The sequence below is a fragment of the Streptomyces aureoversilis genome (assembly GCF_042657885.1).
GTDB lineage: Bacteria > Actinomycetota > Actinomycetes > Streptomycetales > Streptomycetaceae > Streptomyces > Streptomyces aureoversilis.
Window position 1 is genome coordinate 302,885 of record NZ_JBHSKJ010000001.1, and the last position, 24,309, is coordinate 327,193.

A 24,309-nucleotide genomic window follows, 5' to 3' on the forward strand; every position below is an offset into this window, starting at 1 on the left:
CAGTGGCTCCTCATCCGCCGGCTTCCCCCACCTGAACATGCGGCTCCTCGCCCCTGCGGTCAGTCCGTCGACCGGAACCGTTCAAGGATCCCGGCCCCTCCGACGGGGAGGAGAGAAGTCCGTTAGGGGTGGCTTGTTCCCGTCCGATGGCCGTCCGGAACGGCCCGGTTGCACGAGCCGGTCCGGACGTCCCCGAGAATGCGGGGATGCGCGCGATACCTGACCAACCGTTTCTCGAAGCCGGCCGTCCGCACTGGGCCGCGGTGAGCGCCGACGGGCTCTGGCTGGCCACGCAGGCCTCCGGGACGGGGCCCGGCGGCGGGTCGCGGGTGGCGTTCTACAGGAAGAGCGACTTCTCCCTGTGGGACCTCGTGGAGGTCGACCAATACGTGGATGCCTTTGCGTTCCACCCGGTCCTCCCGCTGTTCGCGATCTCCACCGAAGGGGGCGAGGAGTGGAATCGCAGGGGAGGCCTGTTCCTCTACGAGCCGCAGACGCGGCGCCTCGTCTCCTTCCCCGTCACCGGCGCGGGCGTGACGGCGCTGCGGTGGCTCGACGAGCGCAGGCTGCAAGTGACCTTCTCCGTACCGGACGTCTCCTACGAGCGGGACGGCGAGGACGCCTTTGCGCAGTGCGTCGTCGAGCGTGACGCATGGCTGGGCGTCGAGGACGGCGAGATCGACCTGGAGGCGCGGAAGGCCCTTGCGGACGAGGACGTGGACGTGGACTGGGGCCCGCCGCCGGAACCCGGCTACCGGGTGGGTGACCGCCTCGTCGCCCTGGCCGCCGAGGCGGGGCGAACGTGGGTGTTCCGCGACACCGTCATGGCGGTGGAGGCGCTGAGGGACGGCCGGGTCCTCTGCAGCCTGCTCAGCAGCAGCCTGCTGGAGTGCTGGTCGCCCGAGGGCTCCCTGCTGTGGTCCGTGCCCGTGCCCGAGGACACCTTCCAGCGCTCCGGCTGCCAGATGTACGTGGCGCCGGACGAACACACGGCGTGGGTCACCGTGCTCGTCGGCGACAGTTCCAACAGGCGGACGCGGCTCCAGCGGGTCGACCTCGCGGACGGCACGGTCGTCGCCGAGCACCAGGTCGACTTCCCGGCCCGGCTCGCCGCGCGGACCGACGGCGCGTGGGCGGCCCGTGACTCGCGCGACCTGTTCCCGCCGGCCAGGTGGCCGCCCTCCGAGACGCCCGTGTTCACGCCCACGGGCCGTCAGCTGGGCACAGTGGCGCTGGGGGAGTGCGACAGGTCCTTCGAGTTCGGCATCCGCCGCTCTCCGCACCTGCTGTTCCTGCAAGGCGACGGCGATGAGCCCCTTCCCGAGAAGTGGGTGGTCGAGGCCTCTCCCCGGGGCATCGAGCCCCTGTTCCCGCTGCGGTGGGAGGAGTGCCCCGCCGGACGCATCGGTGGTGGGCCCGGCGTGTACGTCGAGGACGGCCCGGGACCCGGGGTCGTCCACGTCGCCACCACCGCCGAAGGGCCGTTCCTGCTCCGCCGGGCGCTCCCCCACGGCGAGGTGGTGTGGGCGCACCGCATGGACGCCGAGGTCCGGGCGGTGGACGCAGGGGGCGGGCTCCTCTACGCGGTGACCGGCGCGAAGGAACTGCTGACCCTGCGGCCGGACGACGGCGAGGTGGTACGCCGCCGGCCGACCGCCGTGGACGCGCACGACTTCACTCCCATGAGCCTGAGCGTCGCACCGGGCGGGGGTGTGTTCATCGGAACGGCCGAGGGACGGATCCTCGTGCTCGACCGGCCGGAAGAATAGGAAGGGCCGGAAGAGGCGGAAGAGGCGGAAGGGCCGGAAGGGCTCTGAACGAGGCTCCGTTACTGGATGTTCAGGCTCAGGGGGTGGGCAGGGTCCGCCGGGCAGGTGAAGACGCGGAGCTCGCCGTGGCGCCCCACGGTGACGGACGGACCGTCGTGGCTGCTGTCCACGGTCAGGAGCAGCCGCATGCGGGCGCCGCAGGAGCAGTCGACGGGGACGAGGCCGGTGAGGTGCCGGCTGGGCCAGCCGCCGGCCTTCCAGCCGGGGCGGCAGGCCGGCGTGCGGTGGTACTCGACGCCGTGCGCCTCCGCCCAGCGGTCGCCCTCGGCGCAGAGGTCTTCGGGGATCTCGTTCTCGTCGGGCAGGTCGGTGACCTCCAGCGGGTCGAGGACGCAGGGCCGGGGCAGGTAGCAGTCGTCGGCCCGGTCCGGCCGCGGCGGGTCGGGCAACGTCCCTGCGCAGGATGACGAGCGGTACCGCAGCGCGACCGTGGGTCCCCAGTAGCGCGGCTGGCCGGGCGGGTCGCTGTGTTCGTTCGGACACCACAGCATCTGCAGGACGTCCGCGCCGTCCGGCCAGGGAACGGCTGCCGGGGCATCCCGGGCGTACAGCTGCAGGACCGGCACCATCGGCACGCCCGGGCCCGAGGTGTCCTGCACCCAGCGCATCCGTTCCCACGTGACCTTGTCGAGCCCCGATGCGCCCGCCATGATCTGCTCCTGGATGCGGGCGTCCTCCTCGGTGACCGGGTACGACCGGCCGGGGTTGCGGCGACGGTGCTCCCGCCTCGCCCGGTCGATCCGCTGCCAGGCTTCGCGCTCGTCGTCCGTCAGCTTCTCGCGCACCTGCACCGCATGCGGCGCCCGGCACACGGGCCACGGCTTGCCCTCCGGCCACAGCAGGGGCCCGCCGGCGGAGCTGTCCCGGACGCCGGGAGCGCCCTCGGACGGCCTCAGCAGCGTCGCCGTGCGGGCGTGGGCCGCGAGGGCCGGCACCTCCGCCATCAGGGACTCGGCTGTCGGGGACACGGCCGGTGCGGGCAAGGCGTACCTCTTTCGTGGTTCTCCGGGCAGGCTCCGATCATGCCGGAAGGCTCCGCGGGCCTTTCGCCCGCGCCGTCCCGCGCCGGCGGAGGCTACTTCTGCACCTCGCGGACCCAGGCCGTGAGCCCGGCCAGGAACCCCGCCCGTTCGTCGGCCGACAGCCCGTCCAGGGCACGCAGCAGCGGCTCGGTGCGCCGGACGATGAAGGTTTCGAGGGGCGGGCGGAACTCCTCGGCCAGGGACACCAGGACGCGGCGGCGGTTCGCCGGGTCCTCGGCCCGCTCCACGATCCCGGCCCGGCTCAGGCCGCCGACCAGGTCGCTGGCGGTGGGCAGCGACACCTGGAGCCGCCGGGCGATCTCACTGACGGTCAGCGGCTGCCCGGCCAGCAGCTGGGGCAGGACCGCGCCGTGACGGGGGGTCAGGCCGTGGGTCTCCATGGCCTCGCGCAGCGGTGCCGGCATCAGCCCCCGTACCACCGATCCTCGGTAGAACGGCTCCAACAGCGGTACGAGGCCGACGACTTCGAGCTCGGCCGGTGTCGGCTTCCGCGGGGCCTTCCCGGCCTCTGGGGTGTGCTGCATACTACGAGTGTATATGGTTTCGATCTCCAAACTATTTGGATAATCGAAGAATAATCGAAGGGTCTCGCCATGACGTCGATCAGCTACAGCGATGCGCTCAACGATGCTCTGGAACGGATGGACGACCTCGGCTACGAGCGCGGGCAGGGCGTCGACCTCGCCAACCACGGCCCCATGGGTGCCGAGGCGCTCGCCCTGCTCGGGCAGGAGGACGAGGTCGCCCGCTGGGTGGTGCGCTACCGCAAGGCGATGGAGCACCACGAGCCGCCGGCCGCCCGCTTCGCCCTGGACCCCGCGGACGAGTCCTCGTGGCGCCCCGCCCTCGGGGCCTTCGACCGGGCCGGGGACTGGGAGCGGCTCTTCGCCCGCGAACTGGCCGACGCCCACTGGCGCGAGGTCCTCGCCCGCTGGTGGCCGCGCCTGATCCCGGGCCTGTTCGCCGGCCTGACCCACGGCCTCATCCGCACCGCCCACGCCGTGCGCGGCCTGTACGCGGCCACCGGCAAGCCGACTTCCCTCCAGCTGAACGAGCTGGCCCGCGGTCTGGCCTACTGGGCCGCCCGGTACGCCGAACTCCCCGGCTACCCAAGGCTCGGCGGCTCCTACGACCTGCCCGCCGCGGTCGCCGCACTGCCCCGCGTGGCCCCGGACGGCCCGATGGGCCCGGGCACCGCCCGCCGGCGCCTGGACACGCTCGACCGGCTGCCCGGCTACGACGAGTCGCTTGGCCGGCTCGCCCCGGAGCAGGCGCCCCGGCTGCTGAGCGAGATGACCCTCCAGTTCGCCGACGTCTACCTCGGCCACCCCGAGGTGTACCCCGTCCCGCTGGTCCACGGCGTCACCGCCCCCGCCGCCGTCCGCATCGTGCTCCCGCACCTGCCGCACGAACTGCACGAACCGACCCTGGCCCGGCTCTGGCAGGTGCACACCGCCTTCCTGCTGGCCTTCACCACCGACCGGCGCGAGGAGGGCACGGACGCCTGGCGCTCGGAAGCGCGGGACCTGCCCCCGCTGGACGAACTGGGCGCCCGGGCCGCCGAACACGGCGACGAGCACGTCATCAAGTTCACCGAGGCGTGCCTGCGCGAGTACGCCCTGCGCCCCGACCCGCGCTACCCGGCCGCCGCCTACGCCGCGCAGCGGCGGATCGCCCGCCTGGACGACGGTGGCGGGGTGCGAGGGGTCTGAGCGCCGCCGGGGCCTTCGGCGGCGCCTGCACGGCAGGTGATGCCGCTAGCCGCCGTCGCGGCCGGTGGAGCGCGGCTGCCGCCGGTGGACGGCGATGTCGATGCCGCCTTCGGCGAAGCCCCTCAGGAGGGCCTGGTAGGCATCCGCCCGCTCCCGCGCCGACGAGGGGCGGGTGTTCACCAGGCGGGCCTCGGCCTCCTGCTGCCAAGTCACGTGGGCCCGCAGGCCCGCCCGGTGCTCGTCGTCCCAGTCGCGCAGCGTCCACGAGACCTCGCCCTCCTCGTGGCGGGCGAACTGAAACACCACGACGCACAGGCACACGAAGAAGACGGTCATCAGGATCCGGCCGACGTCGTGCAGCACCACCCCGGCCACCAGGACCGTGCCGAACACGAAACCTGCCTTCAGCAGGCCTCCCCGGAGAGTCGCCGGGCCGGCCGGGATCCACATCCGCGGGCGCCGGAGAGGCGGCTGATAGGCGGCGCCCAGTCGTACGGCCTTCGGCAGCCGTGCGGCGTAGGCCGACAGGGTCAGCAAGGGCAGGTGCCAGGAGATCGCTGCGGCCATGGACGGCCACGTCATGCCCCATACGAGCCAGGCCGCCGAGACCGGCAGCACGCCCCAGGCCCCCAGCCACAGCGTCACGCGGACGGCCGCCCCCAGCCGGGCGGCGGGTGTGCACCGGGCGGCCTCGTAGGCGGCCCACTGACGCTCGTGTTCGGCATGGGCGGCCGCGAAGGCACGGGCCTCCTCCTCGCGTGCGGCTCGTTCGGCCCGCCGCTTCGCCTCGTGTGCCGCCTGCTGCGCGAGCCGCTCCGCATCGACCGCGGCGTAGGCGGCGAAGTCGGCGCGCACGAGCCGTCCGACGGGGGAGTCCGGGTCGCCGCCCGCCGCGCACAGCTCGTCGTACCATCCGACTGTTCCGGCGGCGGGAGGCACCACACGCCCGAGGGCGGTACGGATCCGCTCCCCGGCCAGGGGACCGGGCAGGAGCGCCGCCAGCAGGAAGCCCCGCGCGCCGCCCCCGGCCCACTCCCGGGCAGGAGCCGGCAAGTGGACCGCCCCGGCCACCTGCCGCCAGGTCTCCCAGGTGTCGTCCCACGCCTCCTGCACCCCGCGCAGGCCGCCCAGCTCGGTGAAGGCGGCCAGGGCGTCCAGCAACCCGCCCGCGCAGAGGTCCCGGTAGACCTCCGCCGCCGGGCCGTCGGTGTCCAGGCGGCCTTCCAGGCACGCCGTGGCCAGCGACTCCATGGTCACGCCGGCGCCCTTCCAGACCGCCTGCCCGTCCGGGTCGAGCCAGCCCAGCAGGCGCAGGACCTTCAGGTCCGGTGTCACGTCCGGATTCGTCAGCCGGCGGTCGATCAGGTTGCGCCGGCCTTCGACGTCGTCGGTGAACGGGTCGTCGAACTGCTGCAGCCACGCCAGCAGATCGCGCCGGCCGTCGGCGGGCTCGGTCGGCGTGCCCGTACGGTCGAAGAACTGCTGCCGGGCGGCGGTCCAGTGCGCGCGGACGGTCTCCGCGAGGTCCCGCGGCGCCGAGTGCAGCGCACCGGCCAGGGCGAGCGGCTTCCGCGTCCGCGTCGCCGGCGACAGTTCGGTGACGAACGGCGCGGCCCCGGCATGGCGGGTGAAGACCTCGGCGAAGGACGCGTCGTCGAGCAGGGTCCTGCCCTTGACCGCCTCCAGCCGCTGGTGCCGCCAGTTGCGGGGAGCCTCCGCCACGACGCCCAGCAGCAGCCCGTCGGCGAAGAGCGCAGCGCCCGACATGCCCTCCCACGGCGAATTGCCGCTCGCCAGCTCGGGCGAGACGTCCTTGACATCCAGGACGTACCGGTTGCGGACGATGCCCGACCCGGGGCGCAGCGCGCACTCGATGTGCTCGATGTCCACGCCCCGGGACCTGTCGTGCTGGGCGCGGGGGAAGCCCATGGCCTGGCAGCCGCGGAGAGGTGAGTCGTCCGTCAGCCGCGCCCAGTGCACCGGGGACAGCCGGCCGGCGGTCTCCGGCCGGACGAGGTCGCTGCCGGAGAGCAGCAGGGCGGCGTCGCACGCCCCCTCTCCGCGCCACACCACCCGGGCGTCGTGGCTGCCCGTGCCGCCCACCACCGTCACCCGCGCCTCGGGCGCGTCCCCGACGACGTGGGCGGCGGTGAGGACCAGCCGCGGCGTCAGCAGATAGCCGCTGCCCCGGCCGCCGGTGATCTGCACGGCGGCGACGCGCTTGTGCTCGGGGCCCACCGGCCGGCCGGCGCGTAAGGTGCCGCTCACAGCGAACCGGCACCGGCGAGGCCGGACACGTCACCCTCGTCGTCGTCGGAGATCAGCACGGGCGCCCCGTCGGCCCGGACGGGCTCGAGGGTGAGCGACACGCGGTGCGTGCGCGTCCGGCTCATGCCGGCGTCGGTCTCCCCGGAGACGACGAAGGCGCGTATCCCGCCCCGCGCACGGGCGTCCTTGCGCAGCTCGACGGTGAACTCCAGTGCGATCGGGCCCACCTTGAAGGTGACGTCGCTTCCGGCGCCCTGAGCGGCGGCATTCATCAACTCGTCGCGCACGGCCTGTACCGCCTCGGCGAGCTCCATGTCCCCGGACCCCAACGCATCCCCCTCGTGCTGTCGTTCGCCTCGAAAATATGCTGACCCAGAGTAAAGCAGGTGGGTGACGCGTACCCCCGGGCTGTCTCATGCTCCCGGGGCGGCGGCCTCCAAGTCGTCGATGCTGCCCGACATGATCGTCCGCACGTGCTCGGTGATGTGCTCCGCGGGCCAGTCCCACCAGGCCACCGCCAGCAGCCGGGCGACGTCCTCGGCACCGTAGCGGGTGCGCAGGAGACGGGCCGGGTTGCCGCCGACGATCCCGTAGTCGGGCACGTCCGCGGTGACGACCGAGCCCGAGCCGATGATCGCGCCGTGCCCGATCCGCACACCGGGCATGACGGTGGTGTTGTAGCCGAACCAGACGTCGTTGCCGACGACGGTGTCGCCGCGCCCCGGCAGGCCGGTGATCAGGTCGAAGTGCTCCGCCCACGAACCGCCCATGGTGGGGAAGGGGAAGGTCGACGGGCCGTCCATGCGGTGGTTGGCGCCGTTCATGATGAACCGCACCCCCGTGCCCAGCGCGCAGAACTTGCCGATGACCAGCTTCTCCGGCCCGTAGTGGTAGAGCACGTTGCGCGTCTCGAACGCGGTCGCGTCGTCCGGGTCGTCGTAGTAGGAGTACTCCCCGACCTCGATCAAGGGGGACTTCACCAGTGGTTTGAGCAGCACCACCCGGGGCTGGCCGGGCATCGGGTGGAGCACGGTCGGATCTGCGGGAATCGGATCTGCGGGAACGGGCATGGCTGATGATTCCTTTCCATACGGATGACGAGGACGTACCGGTATCCGGTCCATGATCGCAGCGCTCGCTCCGGCCCGGTCCGGTGACCGTCGTCACCGCGGAACCGATCGGGTGCCGGGCCGCCGAGTCGGCCGCTGCGGGGCGGCGCCGCTCCGTAGCATCGGTACATGACGACGACGCAGGTCCCGGGCTACGTGTTCGACAACGAGCACGCGGACGCCGCCGAACAGCACCGCTGCCTCGCCGGTGCGTACGACGCCTTCACCACCCGCCGCCTGTCCCGCCTTCCCCTCGCGCCGGGGTCGGTGTGCCTGGAGGTGGGCGCGGGCGGCGGCAGCGTCGCGCGATGGCTGGCGGAGAGGGTGGCGCCGGGCGGCTCGGTACTGGCCACGGACGTCAAGCCGCAGCACACCCCGCCCACGCCCGGCGTGGACGTGCTCACCCACGACATCACGTGCGACCCCCTCCCGGAGGGCGCCTTCGACGTCATCCACGCCCGGCTGGTGCTCCTGCACCTGCCCGAGCGCATCGACGTCCTCCGCCGTCTGGTCCCGGCGCTCAAGCCCGGGGGCTGGCTGCAGCTCGACGAGTTCGACGAGACCACGTACGGGCCGCTGATCCCGCTCGGGGCATCGGGGGACGCGGCCGCCGAGGCGTACCGGCGCTACCTCGGGGCCAAGCTCCGCCTCCTGGAATCCGCCGGCGTGGACCTCGCCTGGGGGCGGTCCGCCGCCACGGCCATGCACCGGGCCGGTCTCGTCGGCATCGACGCGGAGCCGGAGGTCCAGCAGTGGCGCGCGCATTCGCCGGGAACGGCCCTGCAGGTCCACAACACGCGGCACCTGCGGGACCGGTTCCTCGCCGCGGGCATGACCGAGGAGCAGCTCGAAGAGGCGGGTGCGGCCATGAGCCACCCCGACTTCCTGGCGAGCTCCTGCCTGATGTACTCGACTCAGGGGCAACGGCCGGGCGGTGAAGCTGCCGTCGCGGCAGGACAGGGCGCAAGCAGGTGAACGCTTAGCGAACCCTTGCGGGAAGACGGGAAGAGCGGTCCCGGGGCGGGCCTTTACGGGGCCCGCCCCGGAGCCGGACCGGATCAGGGGTGCCAGATCTCCTTGATGGTCTTCACCTTGCCCTCGGAGTCGAGCGTGATGTCGTAGATGTTCCCGGAGCAGCTGTAGGGCGACTTCACGGCGGAGCTGTTCGTCATGCAGTCACCGGCGTGCGTCCACAGCTCCCCGACGGGGACCGTCTTGGTGGAGCCGCCACCGGTGGCCAGCTCCGCCTTCACGTTCTCCGAGAACAGGTAGTAGTTGGCCTTGCCGTCACCGCGGTAGATCCAGTCGTTGGGCGTGCAGGCCGGCTTGGCGTCCTTGGCGGACATCGACCCCTTGGACGGGGGCACGGCGACCTCGACCATCTTGTGGCCGGCCGGCAGCTTCGGCGGCTGCCCGCAGTCGCCGCCGCCGTTGTCCGCGGAGCCGCTGCCGCCGCTGCCGCCGCTGCCGCCGTTGCCCGTGCTCGGCTTCGCCGACGGCTGGGAGGAGGCGCCGGGGCCGGTGGCGGTGTCCTCCTCGGGCCCGCAGGCGGTGGCGGCGCCCAGCGCGGCCACGACGGCGACGGTACTGATGAGACGTCGGGTGCGGGTCATTCGCGTGCGAGTCATGTCTGATCCCCCGTAGTGAAATATGACGTGATCATGATCGATCGAGGGGGATTTCTACACCACGGAGCAGGTCGAGATCCAATCGGTGTGACGGGCGGTCGCCCGCGGGACCGGCCGCGGCGGGCGCTCAGCGACAAGTCCTCGGGCGCGGAGAGTCACTCCGGCCCTTGCCCGTGACCGTAACTTCGCCCTGCGGCGGCCGATCCGGGTGCGCGCGGGAGAGAGGCGGGGTGACGGCCTCGATGCCCGACGGGCAGTCGCTGCACAGCAAGGCCGCAAAGCAATGACGGAGAACGACTGTTGGAGGTATCGCGTGACCGGTACGAAGAACAGGACGGCGGCGCGTGCCGCCGTGGTCGGGCTGGCCGCCGCCCTGCTGGCGGGGGCTCAGGCCGGCTCCGCCTCGGCGGCCCCCTGGGTCGCGGACAAGGTCCGCATCAAGGCCGGGAACGGCCAGAACGAATGCGCCACCGAATTCGAACGTTCCTCCCGCCCGATCGTTCTCCAGCGATGCGACACCGACGACCTCCGGGGCAACTGGCGCATCATCCCCTGGAACGACCACGGCTACTTCATGGCCAAGAACTGGGCCTCGGGCAAGTGCCTGACCGCAGGACCCCAGCCCTCGGAGCAGGTCTACACGCTGCCCTGCGACCGCTCCGACTCGGGCCAGCTCTGGATCTTCGACTGCAGCAACGGCCACCTGATGAGCGCCGGCCCGACGACGCTGCTGACGTGGTGGAACGACAACAAGGTCAGCGCGCGGTTCTTCTCGCCCGAGCTGAAGGCGAAGCAGTCCTGGAACGTCGTACCGCGGCCGGGGCCCTGCGCGCTCGGCGGGTGACGGGGCGCAGGGGGCCAGACCGTCGGGTCCGGACCGCAGGGTCCGTACCGCCGGGGTCAGATCACATCCCACGGCGCGGCTTCGTACAGCCGCTTCAGCACGCGCACGGGCTCCGCATCGAGCGGGAAGCTCACGTCGTCGATGAGCGGCACGGGAGAGACGCCCACGGAGTTGCAGACGAACGCCGCGTCGAAGCGGGCCACCTCGTCCAGCCGCACCGCCTGCCGCCGCCACGGCAGGCCCGCCCGGTCCAGCTCCCGCTGCAGCACCAGCATGGTGATGCCGTCCAGGGCGGGGGCCGAGGGCCACACCACCGTGTCGCCGTCGAGGAAGCCCACGTTGGTGATGGCGCCCTCGGCCACCGTGCCGTCGGGCTCCACCAGCAGCGCCTCGTCGAAGCCCGCGGCCTTCACCTGCCGCAGGTGGTAGACCTGCCCGAAGACCCCCACGTGCTTGAGGTGGGCGCCGGGCCGGGCGTACGGGACGCTGCGCACGCGCTGCGGGCCGGGTTCCGGCACGGCGGGCCGCAGGATCACCGCGGTCACCGTCCTGTCGCCCGGATCCGGCGCGTACACGTAGACCCGCGCCGACGCGTCGCGCACTCCCGCCTCGTCCAGGGCGCGCCGGATCCGGTCCCGCACCAGCTCGCCGTCCAGCCCCTCGCCGAAGAGCTCCTTGGTGGCCGTGTCCAGCCGGGTGAGGTGGAAGTCCAGCCCGCGCACCCGGCCGTCCCGGACCTGCATGGCGGTCATGTGCCCGTAGCCGCCCATCAGGGCGAGGAACAGCGGGTCGGCATCGAGGGCACGGCCGTCGACCTGGACGTACGGGGTGGAAAGATCGTTCATGCTCACCACCGTACGTCGCGGGGGAGGGGGACGGCGGGAGCCGGCGTCGCGCTCAGCGAGCGGCCTCGGCCTTGCGGACGACCCGGGCCGCGTCATGCGCAACGCCGGTGAGCCACGCTTCGGCGTCGGCGATCAGCAGGACCGTGGCGGCATCCGCATCCGCACCCGATACCTCTGCTTGCGCCTGCGCAACCGCACAGCGCAACGGCGCCGACTCCGCCGCCGGATACGGTCCGGAGAGCTGCGGTACGTCCGCCCCCGCCGAGCGGACGACCTCGGTGGCGCGCAGGCAGTCGTCCGCCACGCGGTCGGCCAGGGCCACGAGCAGGGCGGCCGCGTCCGCGGGCAGTTCGGCGCCCTCCCCGTCGCGGCGGGCCGCGAGGAGCAGTCCGCCGCCGCTGACGGTGTGGTGGCCGGGCTGCATGGCCGTCTCCCAGGGAGGGGTCGCCTGGTCCCGGCCGGCGTGCTCCGTCCGGTACTGGGTGTGGGCCGCCTGGGCGAGGAGCATCGCGGCGTGGGCCGGGCGCAGGGGATCCGCGGAGCGGTCGCGCGTGCGGTCGCGAGCGCGAGTGTGGGTGCGGGTTTGGGGTCGGGTTTGGGGTCGGGCGCGATCGAGGCCGTAGCCGTGTTCATGGTCTTGGGCTTGCTCTCGGCCGGGGCCGTTGCACAGCCCGAGCGTCACGGTCTTGCACGCCTCCGCGCCCCGGACCATGAAGTTCACGACGGAGCGCCGCAGTTCGCCGCCCGCCCCCTTGGGCCACGCGAGCAGGCTCGCTGCGGCACCCAGGGATCCTCCGATCACCACGTCGAGGAGCCGGACCGCGGGCAGGTGCCGGTCCGGGGGCAGGATCTGGGCGAAGAGCAGGATGAGGACGAGGGTCAGCGCGGCCTGTGTCCAGGCGGTACCCAGTACGGGGCCCACGCTGAAGCCCACCAGGAACACGACGGGCGCCGCGGCGATGTAGAAGGCCGGGGCATCGCCCACCACGACGAGCATCAGCGTCGCGAGCGCCGCGCCGGCGGCCACCCCGAGGACGGCGGGCGGCAGGGCGCCCCGGGTGCCCGCGGCCGAGGTGCGCATCAGGCTGATGATCGTCAGCAGCACCCAGAAGCCGTGCGGCAGGCCCAGGGCACCCACGATCAGCCGTGCGACCGCCAGTGCGAGGGCGAGGCGCAGGGCGTTCTGCAGGAGGACCGAGCGCGGGGTGAGATGCAGCCGCAGGCGCCGCCACCACCGGGCGGGGGCGTGCAGTGCGGCGTACGGGAACGGGCCGCCCGGCCGCTGCCACCGGGCGTCGAGCGGCGCCCCGAAGGCGATCCGGGCGCCCTCGCCGGCCAGCAACGCGCCCGTGGCGGCCGCTTGGACGACCGAGTCCTGCCGCAGCCGCAGGGCCGTGACGCCCGCGAGGCGCCGGGTGCGGTCCGCACGGAAGGAGGACAAGGCCGTGGCCAACGCATCATCGCGCGGCCCGGGGGATCCGGAGCGCAGCACCCGCCCGGCTCCCCGCAAGGCCGCCGCGGTGCGGTCCAGCAGGTGCGCGGCGGCGGGGTCCGGTCCCCTGGCGCCGGCGAGCAGCCGGTCCAGCTGAGCCCGTACGTGCCGCACGGCCGCACGGACGTCGTAACAGGCGCGGTCCCGCAGGGAGGCGGACGTGGGGCGCTCCGCCGGCGCCACCCGGGACAGCAGCGTCGCCTGCAACGCCAGGTAGGCCGCCTCCTGGTCCCGCTGCGCGGCGGAGCGGTCCGCGGCTTCGGCGTCACCTGCACCTGCTGCACCTGCACCTGCTGCACCTGCAGCTGTGCCGGAGCCGGAGTCGGCCATGAGGCGCCCGGTGGAGGCGCAGTAGCCGGCCACGGCGTCCACCGCGTCGGCGAGGAGGACCCGGTACGGGACCGGTTGCTCGTCGCGCCACAGGAGCCGGTCGACGAGGGCGGTCAGCAGGATTCCCACCGTGAGTCCGCCGAGCCGCTCGTCCAGCGTCTCCGGGGCGTAGGGCGGGAAGCACGGGAGCAGGTAGTACAGCTGGAAGGCGGAGGCCAGGCCGCCCAGGCGCGGGCCGCCGACCCCCAGGTACGAGGCGGTGAAGCCCACCACGAACATGCCGCAGGCGGCGCTCCACGAGTGCGCCGCGAGCAGCGTGCCGGCGGTGACCAGGACCCAGCCGGCGGGCAGCACCGCGAGGAACGTCCGCGTCCGCTGCTCGGCGGGCCCCGGGACCTGGGAGAACAACGTCAGCGGCAGCGCGCCGAACAGGGCGTAGAGGGCCATGCCGGGCGCGTCGACGCCGTAGCGCAAGGCGTAGAAGCCGGTGAGTCCGGCGACGGCGGCCCAGGTCGCACGCCGGAGGTGCTCCGGCCCCTGGTCCTGCCGCAGCAGCCACCGGAGTGGGCCGGTCACCGCCACGACGGCTCCCGGCCGGCGGGGGGACGCGTCACGCTTGTCACCCTAGGCGAACGATGCACCTTCGCAACCGGACCGACCCTTGGCCGCCTGTTCCCCGCCGCCGGTTCCCCACCGTCGCCGGTTCCCCGTTGTCAGTTCTCCACGGTCTGGACCCGCGGCGGATGGCCGTTCCACGTGACGAACACCGACGTCGTCTTCGTGCCGGCCATGAAGTCCACCCGGATCCAGGCGCTCTGCTTCCACACCCGCATCTGCCACCCTTCCTCCGGCGTCGCCGAGACGAGCGCGGCGGATTTCTCGCCGAGGTCGAAGACCGCTTGGCCGCCCCGGACCGGATAGCTCTTCACTTCACCGGCGCCCGGCCGGGGTTGTGCTTGAGGGCTCTGCGCCGACCCGGACCCGGACCCGGCTTCGGACCCGGGCGCGGACGTGTCCGGCGCCGCGGGCGGGAGTTGCTTCCCGGAGGGGGACGCGGTGCCCGATGGTGAGGGGGAGGGCGGCGGGCCCGGGGTGCGGGCCGAGGAGGCCGGTTCGCCGATGGCCGGTGCCGCTGTGCCGGAGATCGGCAGTGCGCGCGGCGGCTCGTAGGCCGTGCCCGCCAGGACGGTGCGCACCCCGTACCAGGACACCGCCATGGCGGCCGCGGTCGCCAGCATCCACGCCAGGGCCTGCATGATTCCTCGTCTCACCTGGCTCATAGTGCCTCACCCGTATGGCGTACGGTGCGGGCCATGGCAAGACTGCTCGTAGTCGAGGACGACCCGTTCGTGCGCTCCGCCCTCATCCGGCAGCTCACCGAGGCTTCGCACACCGTGCGCAGCGTCGGGACCGCTCTCGAGGCGTTGCGCGAGGTGGCACAGGTCGGCTTCGACCTGGTCATCCTCGATCTGGGGCTGCCGGATCTCGACGGGGCGCAGGCGCTCAAGATGCTGCGCGGCATCACCGACGTGCCGGTCATCGTGGCCACCGCCCGGGACGACGAGGCCGAGATCATCCGGCTGCTCACCGACGGTGCCGACGACTATCTGGTCAAGCCGTTCTCCGTGGCGCACCTGACGGCCCGCATGGCCGCCGTGCTGCGCCGGTCGGGCCGGGGCGGGCCGGCGGGCGAGCCCGCGCCGTCCGCCGCGCTGCAGGTCGGCGGCCTGTCGGTCGACCCCTTGCGCCGGCTGGCGGAACTGGACGGCGTCCCCCTGGACCTGACGCGCCGTGAATTCGACCTGCTCGCCTACCTGGCCGGACGTCCGGGCGTCGTCGTCCCGCGCAAGGAGCTCCTCGCCGAGGTCTGGCAGCAGTCCTACGGGGACGACCAGACCATCGACGTGCACCTGTCCTGGTTGCGCCGCAAGCTCGGCGAGACCGCCGCCAGCCCGCGCTACCTGCACACTGTCCGCGGGGTCGGGGTGAAGCTGGAGCCCCCGGCGGTGGGGACGGCGCTCGCGGAGCAGCCGTGAGATGGGCGCTCGTCAGGGTCTCGCTGGCCGTCACGGTGATGGTCGTGCTGGCCTTCGCCGTGCCGCTCGGCCTGGTGGTCAAGGAACTGGCCCGGGACCGCGCCTTCGCCGACGCCGAACGGCAGGCCGCCCAGATCCGGCCCGCGCTCGCCATCACCACCGACCGCGACCAGCTGGAACGGGCGGTCGCCAGCTCACAGGCCGGCGGGGACGGACGGATGGCCGTCCACGTACCCGGTAACGTCGACAAACAGAACGACGGCGCACGGAACGACGGCACGCAGGACGGCGGCGCACAGAACAGCGGCGCACAGAACGACGGAACACAGCAGGGTGCGGGCGCCGAAGGCCACAAGGCCTACGACATCGGCCCCCGCCGGGCCGACCCGCGGGACGTGGAGACGGCCCGCCGCGGCCGTTCCGCCGTCACCTCCGTGCCCGGCGGCTACGCCCTCCTGCAGCCGACGGCCCTGAGCACCGGCGAGTTCGCGGTGGTCGAGGTGTACGTGCCGCACCGCGCCGTCGGCAACGGCGTCACCACCTCCTGGGTGATTCTCGCCGGCGTGGGCCTCGGCCTGATCGCCGGTTCCCTCGTGACCGCGGACCGCCTCGGCCTGCGCCTGGTACGACCGGCGGAGCGGCTCGCGAAGGCGGCCGCCGAGCTGGGGGAGGGCAAACTGGGCGTCCGGGTACGCGAGGACGGGCCGGCGGAACTGCGCGCCGCGGCCGTCGCGTTCAACTCCATGGCCGACAAGATCGTGCGGCTGCTCTCCAACGAACGCGAGCTCGCCGCCGATCTCTCCCACCGCCTGCGCACCCCGCTCACCGTCCTGCGCCTGAACGCCGCGTCGCTCGGCGAGGGCCCGGCCGCCGAGCAGACCCGCGCAGCCGTCGCCCAGCTGGAGCGCGAGGTCGACCAGCTGATCCGCGCGGCCCGTGAGCAGGGCGAACAGAAGGAACGGCCCACGCTCGGCTGCGACGCCGGCGAAGTGATCCGCGACCGGATGGACTTCTGGTCCGCGCTCGCCGAGGACGAGGGCCGCACGGTCCGGCTCTCGGGCGTCGACGCGACCGTACGCGTCCCCGTCGCCCGCCCCGAACTCGCCGCCGCACTGGACGCGATGCTCGGCAACGTCTTCCGGCACACCCCCGAGGGCACCGCCTTCGCGGTCGACGTGCACCACAGCGACGACGCCGTCATCGTCCTCGTCTCCGACGCGGGCCCCGGCATCGCCGACCCGGACGCCGCGCTGCGCCGCGGCCACGGCGACGGCGGCCCCGGCTCCACCGGCCTCGGCCTGGACATCGTGCGCCGCGTCGCGGAGTCGACGGGCGGCGACGTACGGATCGGGCGGTCGGTGCTCGGCGGAACGGAGGTGCGGGTGTGGCTCTCGCCGGACGGCGGCGGATCCAAGGGCCGTGAGCGCCGCCGCCGGCGGGTACGGCGGGGCCGGTCGCGCCGCTGATCCCGGCGACGCCCCTGTCATCAGCACCTCTCATTAACCCCCGCCGATGCATTCCTTAACGCAGCCATAAGGAGCGGGCCCGGGAAGCCGATTCGACGATTTGCCTGTTTTGGTCTCGCTAGCGTGCCGCACGTACACACCCCCCAACCCAGAACAGGCAGGCACGCGATGGGTTCCTCCGCACACCGCCGACGAGTGAGCCGCAAGGCGAAGCTCGCCGGCGCCGGCCTCGCCGCGGCGATCGCGACGGGCGCCGCGTTCACCCTCACCGGCACGGCGCAGGCCGCCTCGGTCGGCGCGGCCTTCTCCCGGACCGGCGCCTGGTCGGACGGCTACACCGGGCAGTACGTCCTCACGAACGACACCGGCAAGGACCTGTCGGGCTGGAAGCTCACCTTCGACCTCCCGGCCGGCGCGAAGATCACCTCGCTGTGGAACGGCAAGCACACCGTCAGCGGCCGCGGCGTCACCGTCGAGCCGGAGAGCTGGAACGCGACGATCGCCCCCGGCAAGTCCGTGACCGTCGGCTTCGTCGCCGCCGGCAACGGGATCGGCGCCGGCGCGGCCGACGCCCCGGCCAACTGCCGGATCAACGGCACGAAGTGCTCCGTGGACAAGGACCCCGGCCCGCAGCAACCCACGGGGTCTACTGGGTCCACGGGTTCCACCAAGCCCACTGATCCCACCACCCCCACGTCCGCACCGTCCCGGCCCCAACCGCAGCCGACCGCGACCTCCCCGGCCCCCGGCGGCGCGAACGCGGCCTTCGCCCCGTACGTCGACACCTCCCTCCACCCCTCCTACGACCTCCTGGACACCGCCAAGAAGACCGGCGTCAGGAACTTCAACCTCGCCTTCGTCACCTCCGGGGGCGGCTGCACGCCCAAGTGGGGCGGTGTCACCGACCTCGGGAGCGACCCCGTCGCGCAGCAGATCGGGAAGCTGCGCCAGGCCGGCGGTGACGTACGGGTCTCCTTCGGCGGCGCCGCGGGCTCCGAGCTGGGGCTCGTCTGCTCCTCCGCGGACGAACTCGCCGCCGCGTACGGCAAGGTCGTCGACGCGTACAAGCTCACCAAGGTCGACTTCGACATCGAGGGCGCGGCCCTGCCCGACGCCGCCGCCAACACCCGGCGCGCCCAGGCGATCGCCTCGCTCCAGAAGAAGCACCCCGGCCTCGACGTCTCCTTCACCCTCCCGGTCATGCCCACGGGCCTCACCCAGGAGGGCGTCGACCTGGTCGGGAACGCGAAGAAGAACGGTGTGTCCGTCTCCGCGGTCAACATCATGGCGATGGACTACGGGTCGTCCTTCAACGGCGACATGGGGCAGTACGCGATCGACGCCGCCACAGCGACGCAGGCGCAGGTCAAGGGCGTACTGGGGCTGAGCGACAAGGCCGCGTGGAAGGCCGTGGCGGTCACTCCGATGATCGGTGTCAACGACGTGGCCGCCGAGGTCTTCAAGGTCGACGACGCGGCGCAGCTGGCCGCGTTCGGCCGGTCCAAGGGGATCGGCTGGCTGTCGATGTGGTCCGCCGCGCGCGACAAGCAGTGCCCGGGCGGTGCGCAGAACTCCGCATCGGCGACCTGCAGCTCGATCCTCCAGGACGAACTCGCCTTCACCAAGGCGTTCGCCGCCCGCAAGGGCTGACGCGCTTCCCGTTCCCCACCTCCCTGTCCCCCCCATACCCCCCATACCCCCCACACCGCCCCGCACGTCCGGCACCCCCCACCTCACGGCCGGCGTGCGGGGCCACCCCTCACCCCACAAGGAGACCCTCATGCGCACGCGTCACAAGGCCGTACGGGTGGCTCTGCTCGGCGCCGCCCCTCTCGCGCTCACCGCGCTGACCGCCGCACCGGCCCAGGCGCACGGTTCCATGACGGACCCGGTCAGCCGGGTGTCCGCCTGTTTCGCGGAGGGGCCGGAGCATCCGCGTTCGGCCGCCTGCAAGGCGATGGTCGCGGCGGGCGGCACCCAGCCCCTCTACGACTGGAACGAGGTCAACATCGGCGACGCCGCCGGGCGCCACCGCCAGATCATCCCGGACGGCAAGCTGTGCAGCGCAGGACGCGCCAAGTACAAGGGGCTGGACCTGCCGCGCGCCGACTGGCCGGGCTCGAAGCTGGCCCCGGGCAAGCACACCTTCCGGTACCGGGCGACCGCACCGCACCGCGGCACGTTCGAGCTGTACCTCACGAAGGAGGGCTATGACCCGCGGAAGCCGCTGAAGTGGTCCGACCTGGAGGCCAAGCCGTTCGCCAAGGTCACCAACCCCACGCTGAAGGACGGGAGCTACGTCTTCGACGGCACCGTCCCGAAGCGGTCCGGCCGCCACCTCGTGTACAGCGTCTGGCAGCGTTCCGACAGCCCCGAGGCCTTCTACACCTGCTCGGACGTGGACTTCGGCGGGAAGGGGAAGGCGGCGACGGCGACGGCGGCGCAGGCCGCGGCCGAGGCCCCGGCCGCGTCCGCTCCCAGCGACCGGCAGATAGCCGAGGAGGCCGGGAAGTCGACCGTGGACCACGGCGGGCACGGCGGTGACGGTCCTGGCCACAGCGGTTCCGGCGCGGGGGACCACGGTGCGGGAGGACACGGCGAGAACGGCCACGCGGAGAACAAGGGTCACGGCGGGAGCGGCCGGGCGGCCGGTTCCGGAGACGTCGGCGCCGGAGATGCCGGTGCCGGGAACGAGCCCGGGTCCGCGGTGAAGGCCGCCAACGCCCCGGCCGCCCAGGGCGGGCGCCTCGCCGAGACCGGTGGCGACGACCGTACGGCCGTGCTGGCCGTCGCGGGTGCCGGCGTCCTGGCCGCCGGTTCCGCCACCTTGTTCCTGGCCATGCGGCGACGCTCCGCCCGCAACCACGCCTGAGGCCGGCGGTCACGCCTGAGGCCCCCGGGTCGGGTCAGCCGTCCGCGGTCCGTCCGGCTCAGCCGTTGCGCCCGCGGTCGTGCCCGAGGCCGGTCGGCCGGTGCCACGTGTCCGTCGGGCCGACCGGCACCACGACGGGAGGGTGCCTCCGGGGCGCCCGCGCCGCCCCGCGCGCGTCCTTCACGTCCGCCTCGTCGGGGTGGACGACCATGACGGGGCCGCGGGCGTGCCGGAGGCAGTGGCGGCTGACCGAGCCGTGGAGGAACCGGTGCCACAGCCCGTGGCTGCCGGCGCCCAGCACCAGCATGTCCGTGTCGTGCCGGGCGCTGGCCACCAGGGCCGGACCCGGCTCCGCGCGGACGATCCGCGGGGCCACCCTCAGGCGGAACGGTGCGGCGCCGAGCGCCCTCTCGCACGTCTTCGTCAGGGCCCTGCGGGCCTGGGCCTCCCAGTACGCGCGGACGTCGGCCGGGGCGGGCTGCAGGGCGTCCGCAGCCTCTCCGCCCGGCGGCGACCAGGCCAGCACGGGACACAGGGCCGCGCCGTGGCGGGCCGCCTCCTGCGCGCCCTGCCTGAGCGCGGCGACACTGCCCGCCGAACCGTCCACGCCCACGACGACGCGCTCCACCGTTTGCGACATACCGTCCGCCTCCTCGGGATTCGTCTGTCCGCTGTACGGCAACGTGATCCACGTTACGAAGCACCCGCTGAATGCGTATCGGTCGAATGGGTGGCAAATCGTGCGATACCCCCTCCGGTCGGAGGGGGTGCGCGGGGGTGCGCGGGGAGTCGTCTCCCGCAGGGACGAGACCCCGCCACCTCCTCACGGATGGTGGCGGGGCCGTCACCGACCGGACCGGTCAGACCTGGTAGCGGTCCGGGGCGAAGAGGTGCAGGTTGTCCCGGACCCAGTCCGAGGTGCGGGCCAGGCCCTCCTCCAGCCCCACCCGGGGCTGCCACCCGGCCCACTCCCGGGCCCGGGTGTTGTCCGACAGCAGCCGCTCGACCTCACTGCCGGCGGGCCGCAGCCGCGACCGGTCCACCACGACCTTCGCGTCCCGGCCGGAGGCCCGGACCAGCGACTCGGCGAGGTCGCCGATGGAGATCTCCCGCCCGGCGCCGAGGTTGACCGCGTGCCCCACGGCCCGGTCGCAGGCGGCGAGCGCCAGGAACCCCTCGGCGGTGTCGGTGACGTAGGTGAAGTCGCGCGTCGGTGACGTGGACCCCAGCCGGATCTCCTCGGCCCCCGAGTGCAGCTGCGCGAGGATCGTGGGGATCACCGCCCGTGCCGACTGGCGCGGCCCGTAGGTGTTGAAGGGCCGCACGACCGTCACCGGCAGCTCGAAGGAGTGGGCGTAGGACAGGGCCAGCATGTCCGCGCCGATCTTCGAGGCGGAGTACGGCGACTGCGGCTGCAGCGGGTGCTCCTCGCTGATCGGCGCGGTCAGGGCCGTGCCGTACACCTCGCTGGTCGACGTGTGCACCATGCGCCGCACGCCGTGGCGGCGGCAGGCCGCGGCCACGTTCTCCGTACCGGCCACGTTGGTCTGCACGTACGCCTCCGGCGACGCGTAGCTGTACGGAATGCCGATCAGCGCCGCCAGGTGGAAGACGGTGTCGCACCCCGCCACCGCGTCCATCACGCGCCCGGCGTCGCGGACGTCACCGGCGAGCGTCTCCACCGGCGAACCGGGCCCGAGGTGGCGGGCGAGGTGGCCGCGCTCGGCGTACGGCTTGTAGTGCACGAGCACCCGTACGCGTGCCCCGCGCTCGACGAGCAGGTCGACGAGCGTCGACCCGATGAAGCCCTCGGCTCCGGTGACCAGCACGCTGCGGCCGGTCCAGTCGATGGAGTCGTTCAGTTCGGGGATCATGCGTGGTTCCTCTCAACAGCCTGGAACGGAAGGGGATGTGCGGGGGCGCGGCCCGCCAGGCGCAGCGCCCACGCCGCCATGAGGCCGGCCGCGAGGGCATGCGTGCCCGGGGCGGCCGCGGTACCCATCGCGGCGAGCCGGGCCGGGTCGGCGAAGAGCGGCTCGATCAGGCCGGCGAGCCGGTCGCCGGTGGCCTCGCCGTCGGGGAGCAGGAGCCCCGCGCCGGCGTCCGAGAGCACCCGGGCGTTGTGGGTCTGGTGGTCGTGCGGCGCGTGCGGGTACGGGACCAGCACCGCGGGCACGCCCACGCTCGACAGCTCCGCCACCGTCGCCGACCCCGCCCGGCACACCATGACGTCGGCGGCCGCGTAGGCGAGGTCCATCCGGTCGAGGTAGCCCACCGCGGTGGCCACCCGGTCGCCGCCCTCGGCGGCGAGGCGGGCCCGTACCTGCTCCAGCGCGCCCGGCCCGGTCTTGATCACCAGGTGGACGTCCGGCCGCCCGCGCCACCGCGAGGCCAGCTGGAGCGCGGCCTCCGTCAGCCGGGCCGCGCCCAGGCTCCCGCCGTTGAACAGCACCAGCCGCGTGCTCTCCGGGACCCCGAACCAGCGGCGGGCCTCCCCGCGCAGAGCCTGCCGCCCGCCCCGGTCGAGCCCCGCGACGTCGCTGACCAGCGGCATGCCGACCGTCTCCGCGCGCAGGGCCGTACGCGCCGGCAAGTGCTCGCGGGTGCGGTCGAAGGCGAGCGCGATGTGCGGGGTGAGGGTCGCGGCGAAACGGTTCGCCCTGCCCGGCACCGCATTCGACTCGTGCACCAGCACCGGCCGGCGCGCCATCCGCGCCCCCAGTACCGCGGGCGCGCTCGGATAGCCGCCCATGCCCACGACGACGTGCGCACCCTGCGCCTCGATCACGCGCTGCGCCTGTCTGCCCGAGCGCAACAGGTCGGCGGGGAGCAGATAGCGGCGGGCCCCGAGGGAGGAATCGAAGGGGATCATGTCCACGGTGTGGAGCCGGTATCCCGCATCCGGTATCAGACGGGTCTCCAGACCCCGTTCCGTACCGATGAAACTGATGACGGCGTGCGGCACTGCTCTGCGGAGCGCGTCGGCGACCGCCAGCCCGGGGTAGATGTGACCGCCGGTCCCGCCTGCGCCGATGACCACCGAAAGGTTGTCGTCTGCTGCAGCCATGGCCGCAGCTTGGCGAAACGCTTTAAGAAGCCACTAAGAAAAACCCGCGCAGGTCACCGCACGGGTCTGCTGGGCTCAGGACCGGGCCGCCCACTCCTCCCGGGTCAGTACGTATTCGACGTCTCCGTGTTCGTCGCCCTCGACCGGGTAGGGCCAGTCCTCGACGTAAGTGCGGGAGTGCGAGAGCCCGCACTTCTCCATGACGTGGCGTGAGCCGGCGTTCACGTACATCGTGTTCGCGGTGATCCGGTCGTAGCCCAGCTCGGTGAAGCCCTTTTCGATGAGGGCGAGGGCGCCTTCCGTCGCGTAGCCGTGGCCCCAGGCAGCTCTGCGGAGCCGGTAGCCGAGGTCGGCCGAGCCTGCGGGGGCGTTCTCGAGGAGACGGAGGCAGTGCCAGCCGATGAACTCGCCGGTGTCCCGCAGGTACGTCGCCCAGAAGCCGCCGCGCAGCATCCGCTCGAAGGACTCGGCGCGGACCTCGGCCCGGGTCATGGGGCGGCCGCCCGTGATGTACCGCATGACCTCGGGATCACCGTCGAGTTCCACGACGAGGTCCAGGTCGGCCTCGGTGTCGGCGAAGGAGCGCAGGGCCAGGCGGGGGGTGGTGAGGAAGGTGATCATGCGGCGATTCTGGTCAGGGCGTGCCGCGGGCGCCAGCCGGTTTCGCGGGCGGCCGCGCCCCTCAGTGGGCGCGCTGTACGTTCCACAGCGGCAGCCCTTCGAAGAAGGCCACCGCCTCCTCGCGCCAGTGCGCGCGCCAGCCGGAGGCTTCCCCCGCGGCCTCCTGGGCGTGGCGGAGCATGGCGGCCCGGAGCGCGTCGTCCACGCCGTGTTCCCGGGCGATCCGGCGGATGCGGCCGATCGTTTCGGCCGTGCAGCCGGGGTCGCCGAGCGCGGACTCCAGCAGGCTGCGCTCCGCGGCCGTGGCGGCGGCCAGGACGGCGCGGACGGCGTAGCTGCGGCGGCCGGAGCGGATGTCGGAGCCCGGTGACTTCCCGGTGACGTCCTCGTCGCCGAAGAGGTCGAGGTAGTCGTCGCGCATCTGTCCGCTGATGCCGGCCGGCGTCGCGTAGCGGCGCAACCGCTCGTCGTGCCCGGCCAGGTGCTCGCCGGCTGCCAGCAGCCCCAGCCGCAGCGGGGCGAGGATCGAGTACCGGGTGGTCTTGTACTCGCAGACGGTGTGCAGCAGGTCCTCCGACGGGAGGGCCTCGAAGTCGCGTTCCAGGTCGGCGATCTGGCCGGCGACGGTCTCCGCGCCCGCCCGCGACTGCACCTCCAGCATGGCCTGCTTGCGCTCGGCGGGGGCGTCCGCCCCCAGCAGGACGTGCATGGACAGGAAGGACGCGAGGTCCCCCGCGAGCACGGCGAGCCCCAGTGCGGTGCCGTCGTCCCCGGGGAACTCCCGGCGGTAGGCGTAGTACGTGGACGGGCCGCCGCGGCGCACGGGCGAGTCGTCGATGATGTCGTCGTGGACCAGGCCGTGCGTCTGGAGCAGTTCGATGCTCAGCGCGGCCTCCTCCAGGCCGGGCACCTGCTCGCCGGTCACCAGCCGGGCCGCCTCGTACAGCAGGGCGACCCGCAGGCGCTTCCCGCCGCGCAGGGAGAGGTCCCGCAGGAGCTCCAGGCAGCGCGGGGTGAAGCGGCTGAGCGGCGGGGTGTCGAGGCTCTCCGCGAGGGAGTCGAAGTACGCCTCGAAGCGGGTGTCGAACCGGCGCCGGTAGCCGGCGACCCGCTGCTGGGCGGCCGCCGCGGTCGATTTGTCCATGGG

At 73.3% G+C, this 24,309-nt stretch carries 22 protein-coding genes; 8 read left to right on the forward strand and 14 right to left on the reverse strand.

Annotation, left to right across the window (positions count from 1 at the left end; translation table 11 throughout):
- Positions 1-206 precede the first annotated feature (206 nt).
- Positions 207-1,769 carry a hypothetical protein gene (locus tag ACFPP6_RS01180; RefSeq protein WP_382035942.1) on the forward strand — a complete coding sequence of 521 codons (1,563 nt, stop codon included), beginning with the start codon at positions 207-209 and terminating at the stop codon, positions 1,767-1,769.
- A 59-nt stretch (positions 1,770-1,828) separates the two neighbouring features.
- Here ACFPP6_RS01180 and ACFPP6_RS01185 read toward each other — a convergent pair whose 3' ends face one another.
- Both ACFPP6_RS01185 and ACFPP6_RS01190 read right to left on the reverse strand, forming a co-directional pair.
- Entirely contained in the window at positions 1,829-2,812 is a 984-nt protein-coding gene (locus tag ACFPP6_RS01185; protein ID WP_382035945.1) for a hypothetical protein, read from the reverse strand.
- Positions 2,813-2,904: 92 nt separating this feature from the next.
- Entirely contained in the window at positions 2,905-3,396 is a 492-nt protein-coding gene (locus ACFPP6_RS01190) for a MarR family winged helix-turn-helix transcriptional regulator (RefSeq protein ID WP_382035947.1), read from the reverse strand.
- A 69-nt stretch (positions 3,397-3,465) separates the two neighbouring features.
- Here ACFPP6_RS01190 and ACFPP6_RS01195 point away from each other — a divergent pair, with 69 nt between their 5' ends.
- Positions 3,466-4,584 carry a questin oxidase family protein gene (locus ACFPP6_RS01195; protein WP_382035950.1) on the forward strand — a complete coding sequence of 373 codons (1,119 nt, stop codon included), beginning with the start codon at positions 3,466-3,468 and terminating at the stop codon, positions 4,582-4,584.
- A 45-nt stretch (positions 4,585-4,629) separates the two neighbouring features.
- On the opposite strand, the gene ACFPP6_RS01200 is transcribed toward ACFPP6_RS01195, so the two are convergent.
- The 3 genes from ACFPP6_RS01200 to ACFPP6_RS01210 all read right to left on the reverse strand — a co-directional run bounded on the left by ACFPP6_RS01200 (position 4,630) and on the right by ACFPP6_RS01210 (position 7,922).
- Positions 4,630-6,852: a trypsin-like peptidase domain-containing protein gene (locus tag ACFPP6_RS01200; protein ID WP_382035952.1), complete on the reverse strand. Its 2,223-nt coding sequence runs from the start codon at positions 6,850-6,852 to the stop codon at positions 4,630-4,632.
- Positions 6,849-7,166: a trypco2 family protein gene (locus ACFPP6_RS01205; protein WP_382035954.1), complete on the reverse strand. Its 318-nt coding sequence runs from the start codon at positions 7,164-7,166 to the stop codon at positions 6,849-6,851. Before ACFPP6_RS01205 ends, ACFPP6_RS01200 begins: the two co-directional genes overlap by 4 nt.
- A 99-nt stretch (positions 7,167-7,265) precedes the next feature.
- Positions 7,266-7,922, reverse strand: a complete 657-nt coding sequence (locus tag ACFPP6_RS01210) for a CatB-related O-acetyltransferase (RefSeq protein ID WP_382035956.1) — start codon at positions 7,920-7,922, stop codon at positions 7,266-7,268.
- Positions 7,923-8,090: 168 nt separating this feature from the next.
- Here ACFPP6_RS01210 and ACFPP6_RS01215 point away from each other — a divergent pair, with 168 nt between their 5' ends.
- A complete protein-coding gene (locus tag ACFPP6_RS01215; protein WP_382035958.1) occupies positions 8,091-8,936 on the forward strand; it encodes a class I SAM-dependent methyltransferase in 846 nt (281 codons plus the stop codon).
- 83 nt (positions 8,937-9,019) lie between these two features.
- Here the strand turns inward: ACFPP6_RS01215 and ACFPP6_RS01220 are convergent, their stop codons facing one another.
- Positions 9,020-9,589, reverse strand: a complete 570-nt coding sequence (locus ACFPP6_RS01220) for a hypothetical protein (protein WP_382035961.1) — start codon at positions 9,587-9,589, stop codon at positions 9,020-9,022.
- Between the two features lie 313 nt (positions 9,590-9,902).
- Here ACFPP6_RS01220 and ACFPP6_RS01225 point away from each other — a divergent pair, with 313 nt between their 5' ends.
- A complete protein-coding gene (locus ACFPP6_RS01225; RefSeq protein WP_382035964.1) occupies positions 9,903-10,433 on the forward strand; it encodes a ricin-type beta-trefoil lectin domain protein in 531 nt (176 codons plus the stop codon).
- Between the two features lie 56 nt (positions 10,434-10,489).
- Here ACFPP6_RS01225 and ACFPP6_RS01230 read toward each other — a convergent pair whose 3' ends face one another.
- The 3 genes from ACFPP6_RS01230 to ACFPP6_RS01240 all read right to left on the reverse strand — a co-directional run bounded on the left by ACFPP6_RS01230 (position 10,490) and on the right by ACFPP6_RS01240 (position 14,380).
- Entirely contained in the window at positions 10,490-11,278 is a 789-nt protein-coding gene (locus ACFPP6_RS01230) for an aminotransferase class IV (RefSeq protein ID WP_382035965.1), read from the reverse strand.
- 52 nt (positions 11,279-11,330) lie between these two features.
- A complete protein-coding gene (locus tag ACFPP6_RS01235) occupies positions 11,331-13,676 on the reverse strand; it encodes an FUSC family protein (protein WP_382035968.1) in 2,346 nt (781 codons plus the stop codon).
- Between the two features lie 137 nt (positions 13,677-13,813).
- The gene (locus ACFPP6_RS01240) at positions 13,814-14,380 is read right to left on the reverse strand and encodes a hypothetical protein (protein WP_382035971.1); all 567 of its coding nucleotides are present in this window, start codon (positions 14,378-14,380) and stop codon (positions 13,814-13,816) included.
- A 33-nt stretch (positions 14,381-14,413) separates the two neighbouring features.
- Here ACFPP6_RS01240 and ACFPP6_RS01245 point away from each other — a divergent pair, with 33 nt between their 5' ends.
- From ACFPP6_RS01245 to ACFPP6_RS01260, 4 genes are all read left to right on the forward strand, one after another.
- Positions 14,414-15,136, forward strand: coding sequence for a response regulator transcription factor (locus tag ACFPP6_RS01245; protein WP_382035974.1), 723 nt, complete (start codon positions 14,414-14,416; stop codon positions 15,134-15,136).
- The gene (locus tag ACFPP6_RS01250; protein WP_382035976.1) at positions 15,133-16,602 is read left to right on the forward strand and encodes a sensor histidine kinase; all 1,470 of its coding nucleotides are present in this window, start codon (positions 15,133-15,135) and stop codon (positions 16,600-16,602) included. The genes ACFPP6_RS01245 and ACFPP6_RS01250 overlap by 4 nt, the downstream gene beginning before the upstream one ends.
- A gap of 168 nt (positions 16,603-16,770) precedes the next feature.
- Entirely contained in the window at positions 16,771-18,252 is a 1,482-nt protein-coding gene (locus ACFPP6_RS01255; protein ID WP_382035979.1) for a glycoside hydrolase family 18 protein, read from the forward strand.
- A 130-nt stretch (positions 18,253-18,382) separates the two neighbouring features.
- Entirely contained in the window at positions 18,383-19,474 is a 1,092-nt protein-coding gene (locus ACFPP6_RS01260) for a lytic polysaccharide monooxygenase auxiliary activity family 9 protein (RefSeq protein ID WP_382035982.1), read from the forward strand.
- A 58-nt stretch (positions 19,475-19,532) separates the two neighbouring features.
- Here the strand turns inward: ACFPP6_RS01260 and ACFPP6_RS01265 are convergent, their stop codons facing one another.
- The 5 genes from ACFPP6_RS01265 to ACFPP6_RS01285 form a co-directional block, all read right to left on the reverse strand.
- Positions 19,533-20,114, reverse strand: a complete 582-nt coding sequence (locus ACFPP6_RS01265) for a universal stress protein (RefSeq protein WP_382035984.1) — start codon at positions 20,112-20,114, stop codon at positions 19,533-19,535.
- Positions 20,115-20,334: 220 nt separating this feature from the next.
- Positions 20,335-21,348, reverse strand: a complete 1,014-nt coding sequence (locus ACFPP6_RS01270; protein WP_382035987.1) for an SDR family NAD(P)-dependent oxidoreductase — start codon at positions 21,346-21,348, stop codon at positions 20,335-20,337.
- On the reverse strand, positions 21,345-22,541 hold the full coding sequence (locus ACFPP6_RS01275) for a UDP-N-acetylglucosamine--N-acetylmuramyl-(pentapeptide) pyrophosphoryl-undecaprenol N-acetylglucosamine transferase (protein WP_382035990.1): 1,197 nt from the start codon (positions 22,539-22,541) through the stop codon (positions 21,345-21,347). Before ACFPP6_RS01275 ends, ACFPP6_RS01270 begins: the two co-directional genes overlap by 4 nt.
- A gap of 75 nt (positions 22,542-22,616) precedes the next feature.
- Complete coding sequence (locus tag ACFPP6_RS01280; protein WP_382035993.1) at positions 22,617-23,162, reverse strand: GNAT family N-acetyltransferase; 546 nt, start codon at positions 23,160-23,162, stop codon at positions 22,617-22,619.
- A gap of 61 nt (positions 23,163-23,223) precedes the next feature.
- Positions 23,224-24,306 (reverse strand): polyprenyl synthetase family protein, encoded by a 1,083-nt coding sequence (locus ACFPP6_RS01285; protein ID WP_382035996.1) that lies wholly within the window; start codon positions 24,304-24,306, stop codon positions 23,224-23,226.
- Positions 24,307-24,309 lie beyond the last annotated feature (3 nt).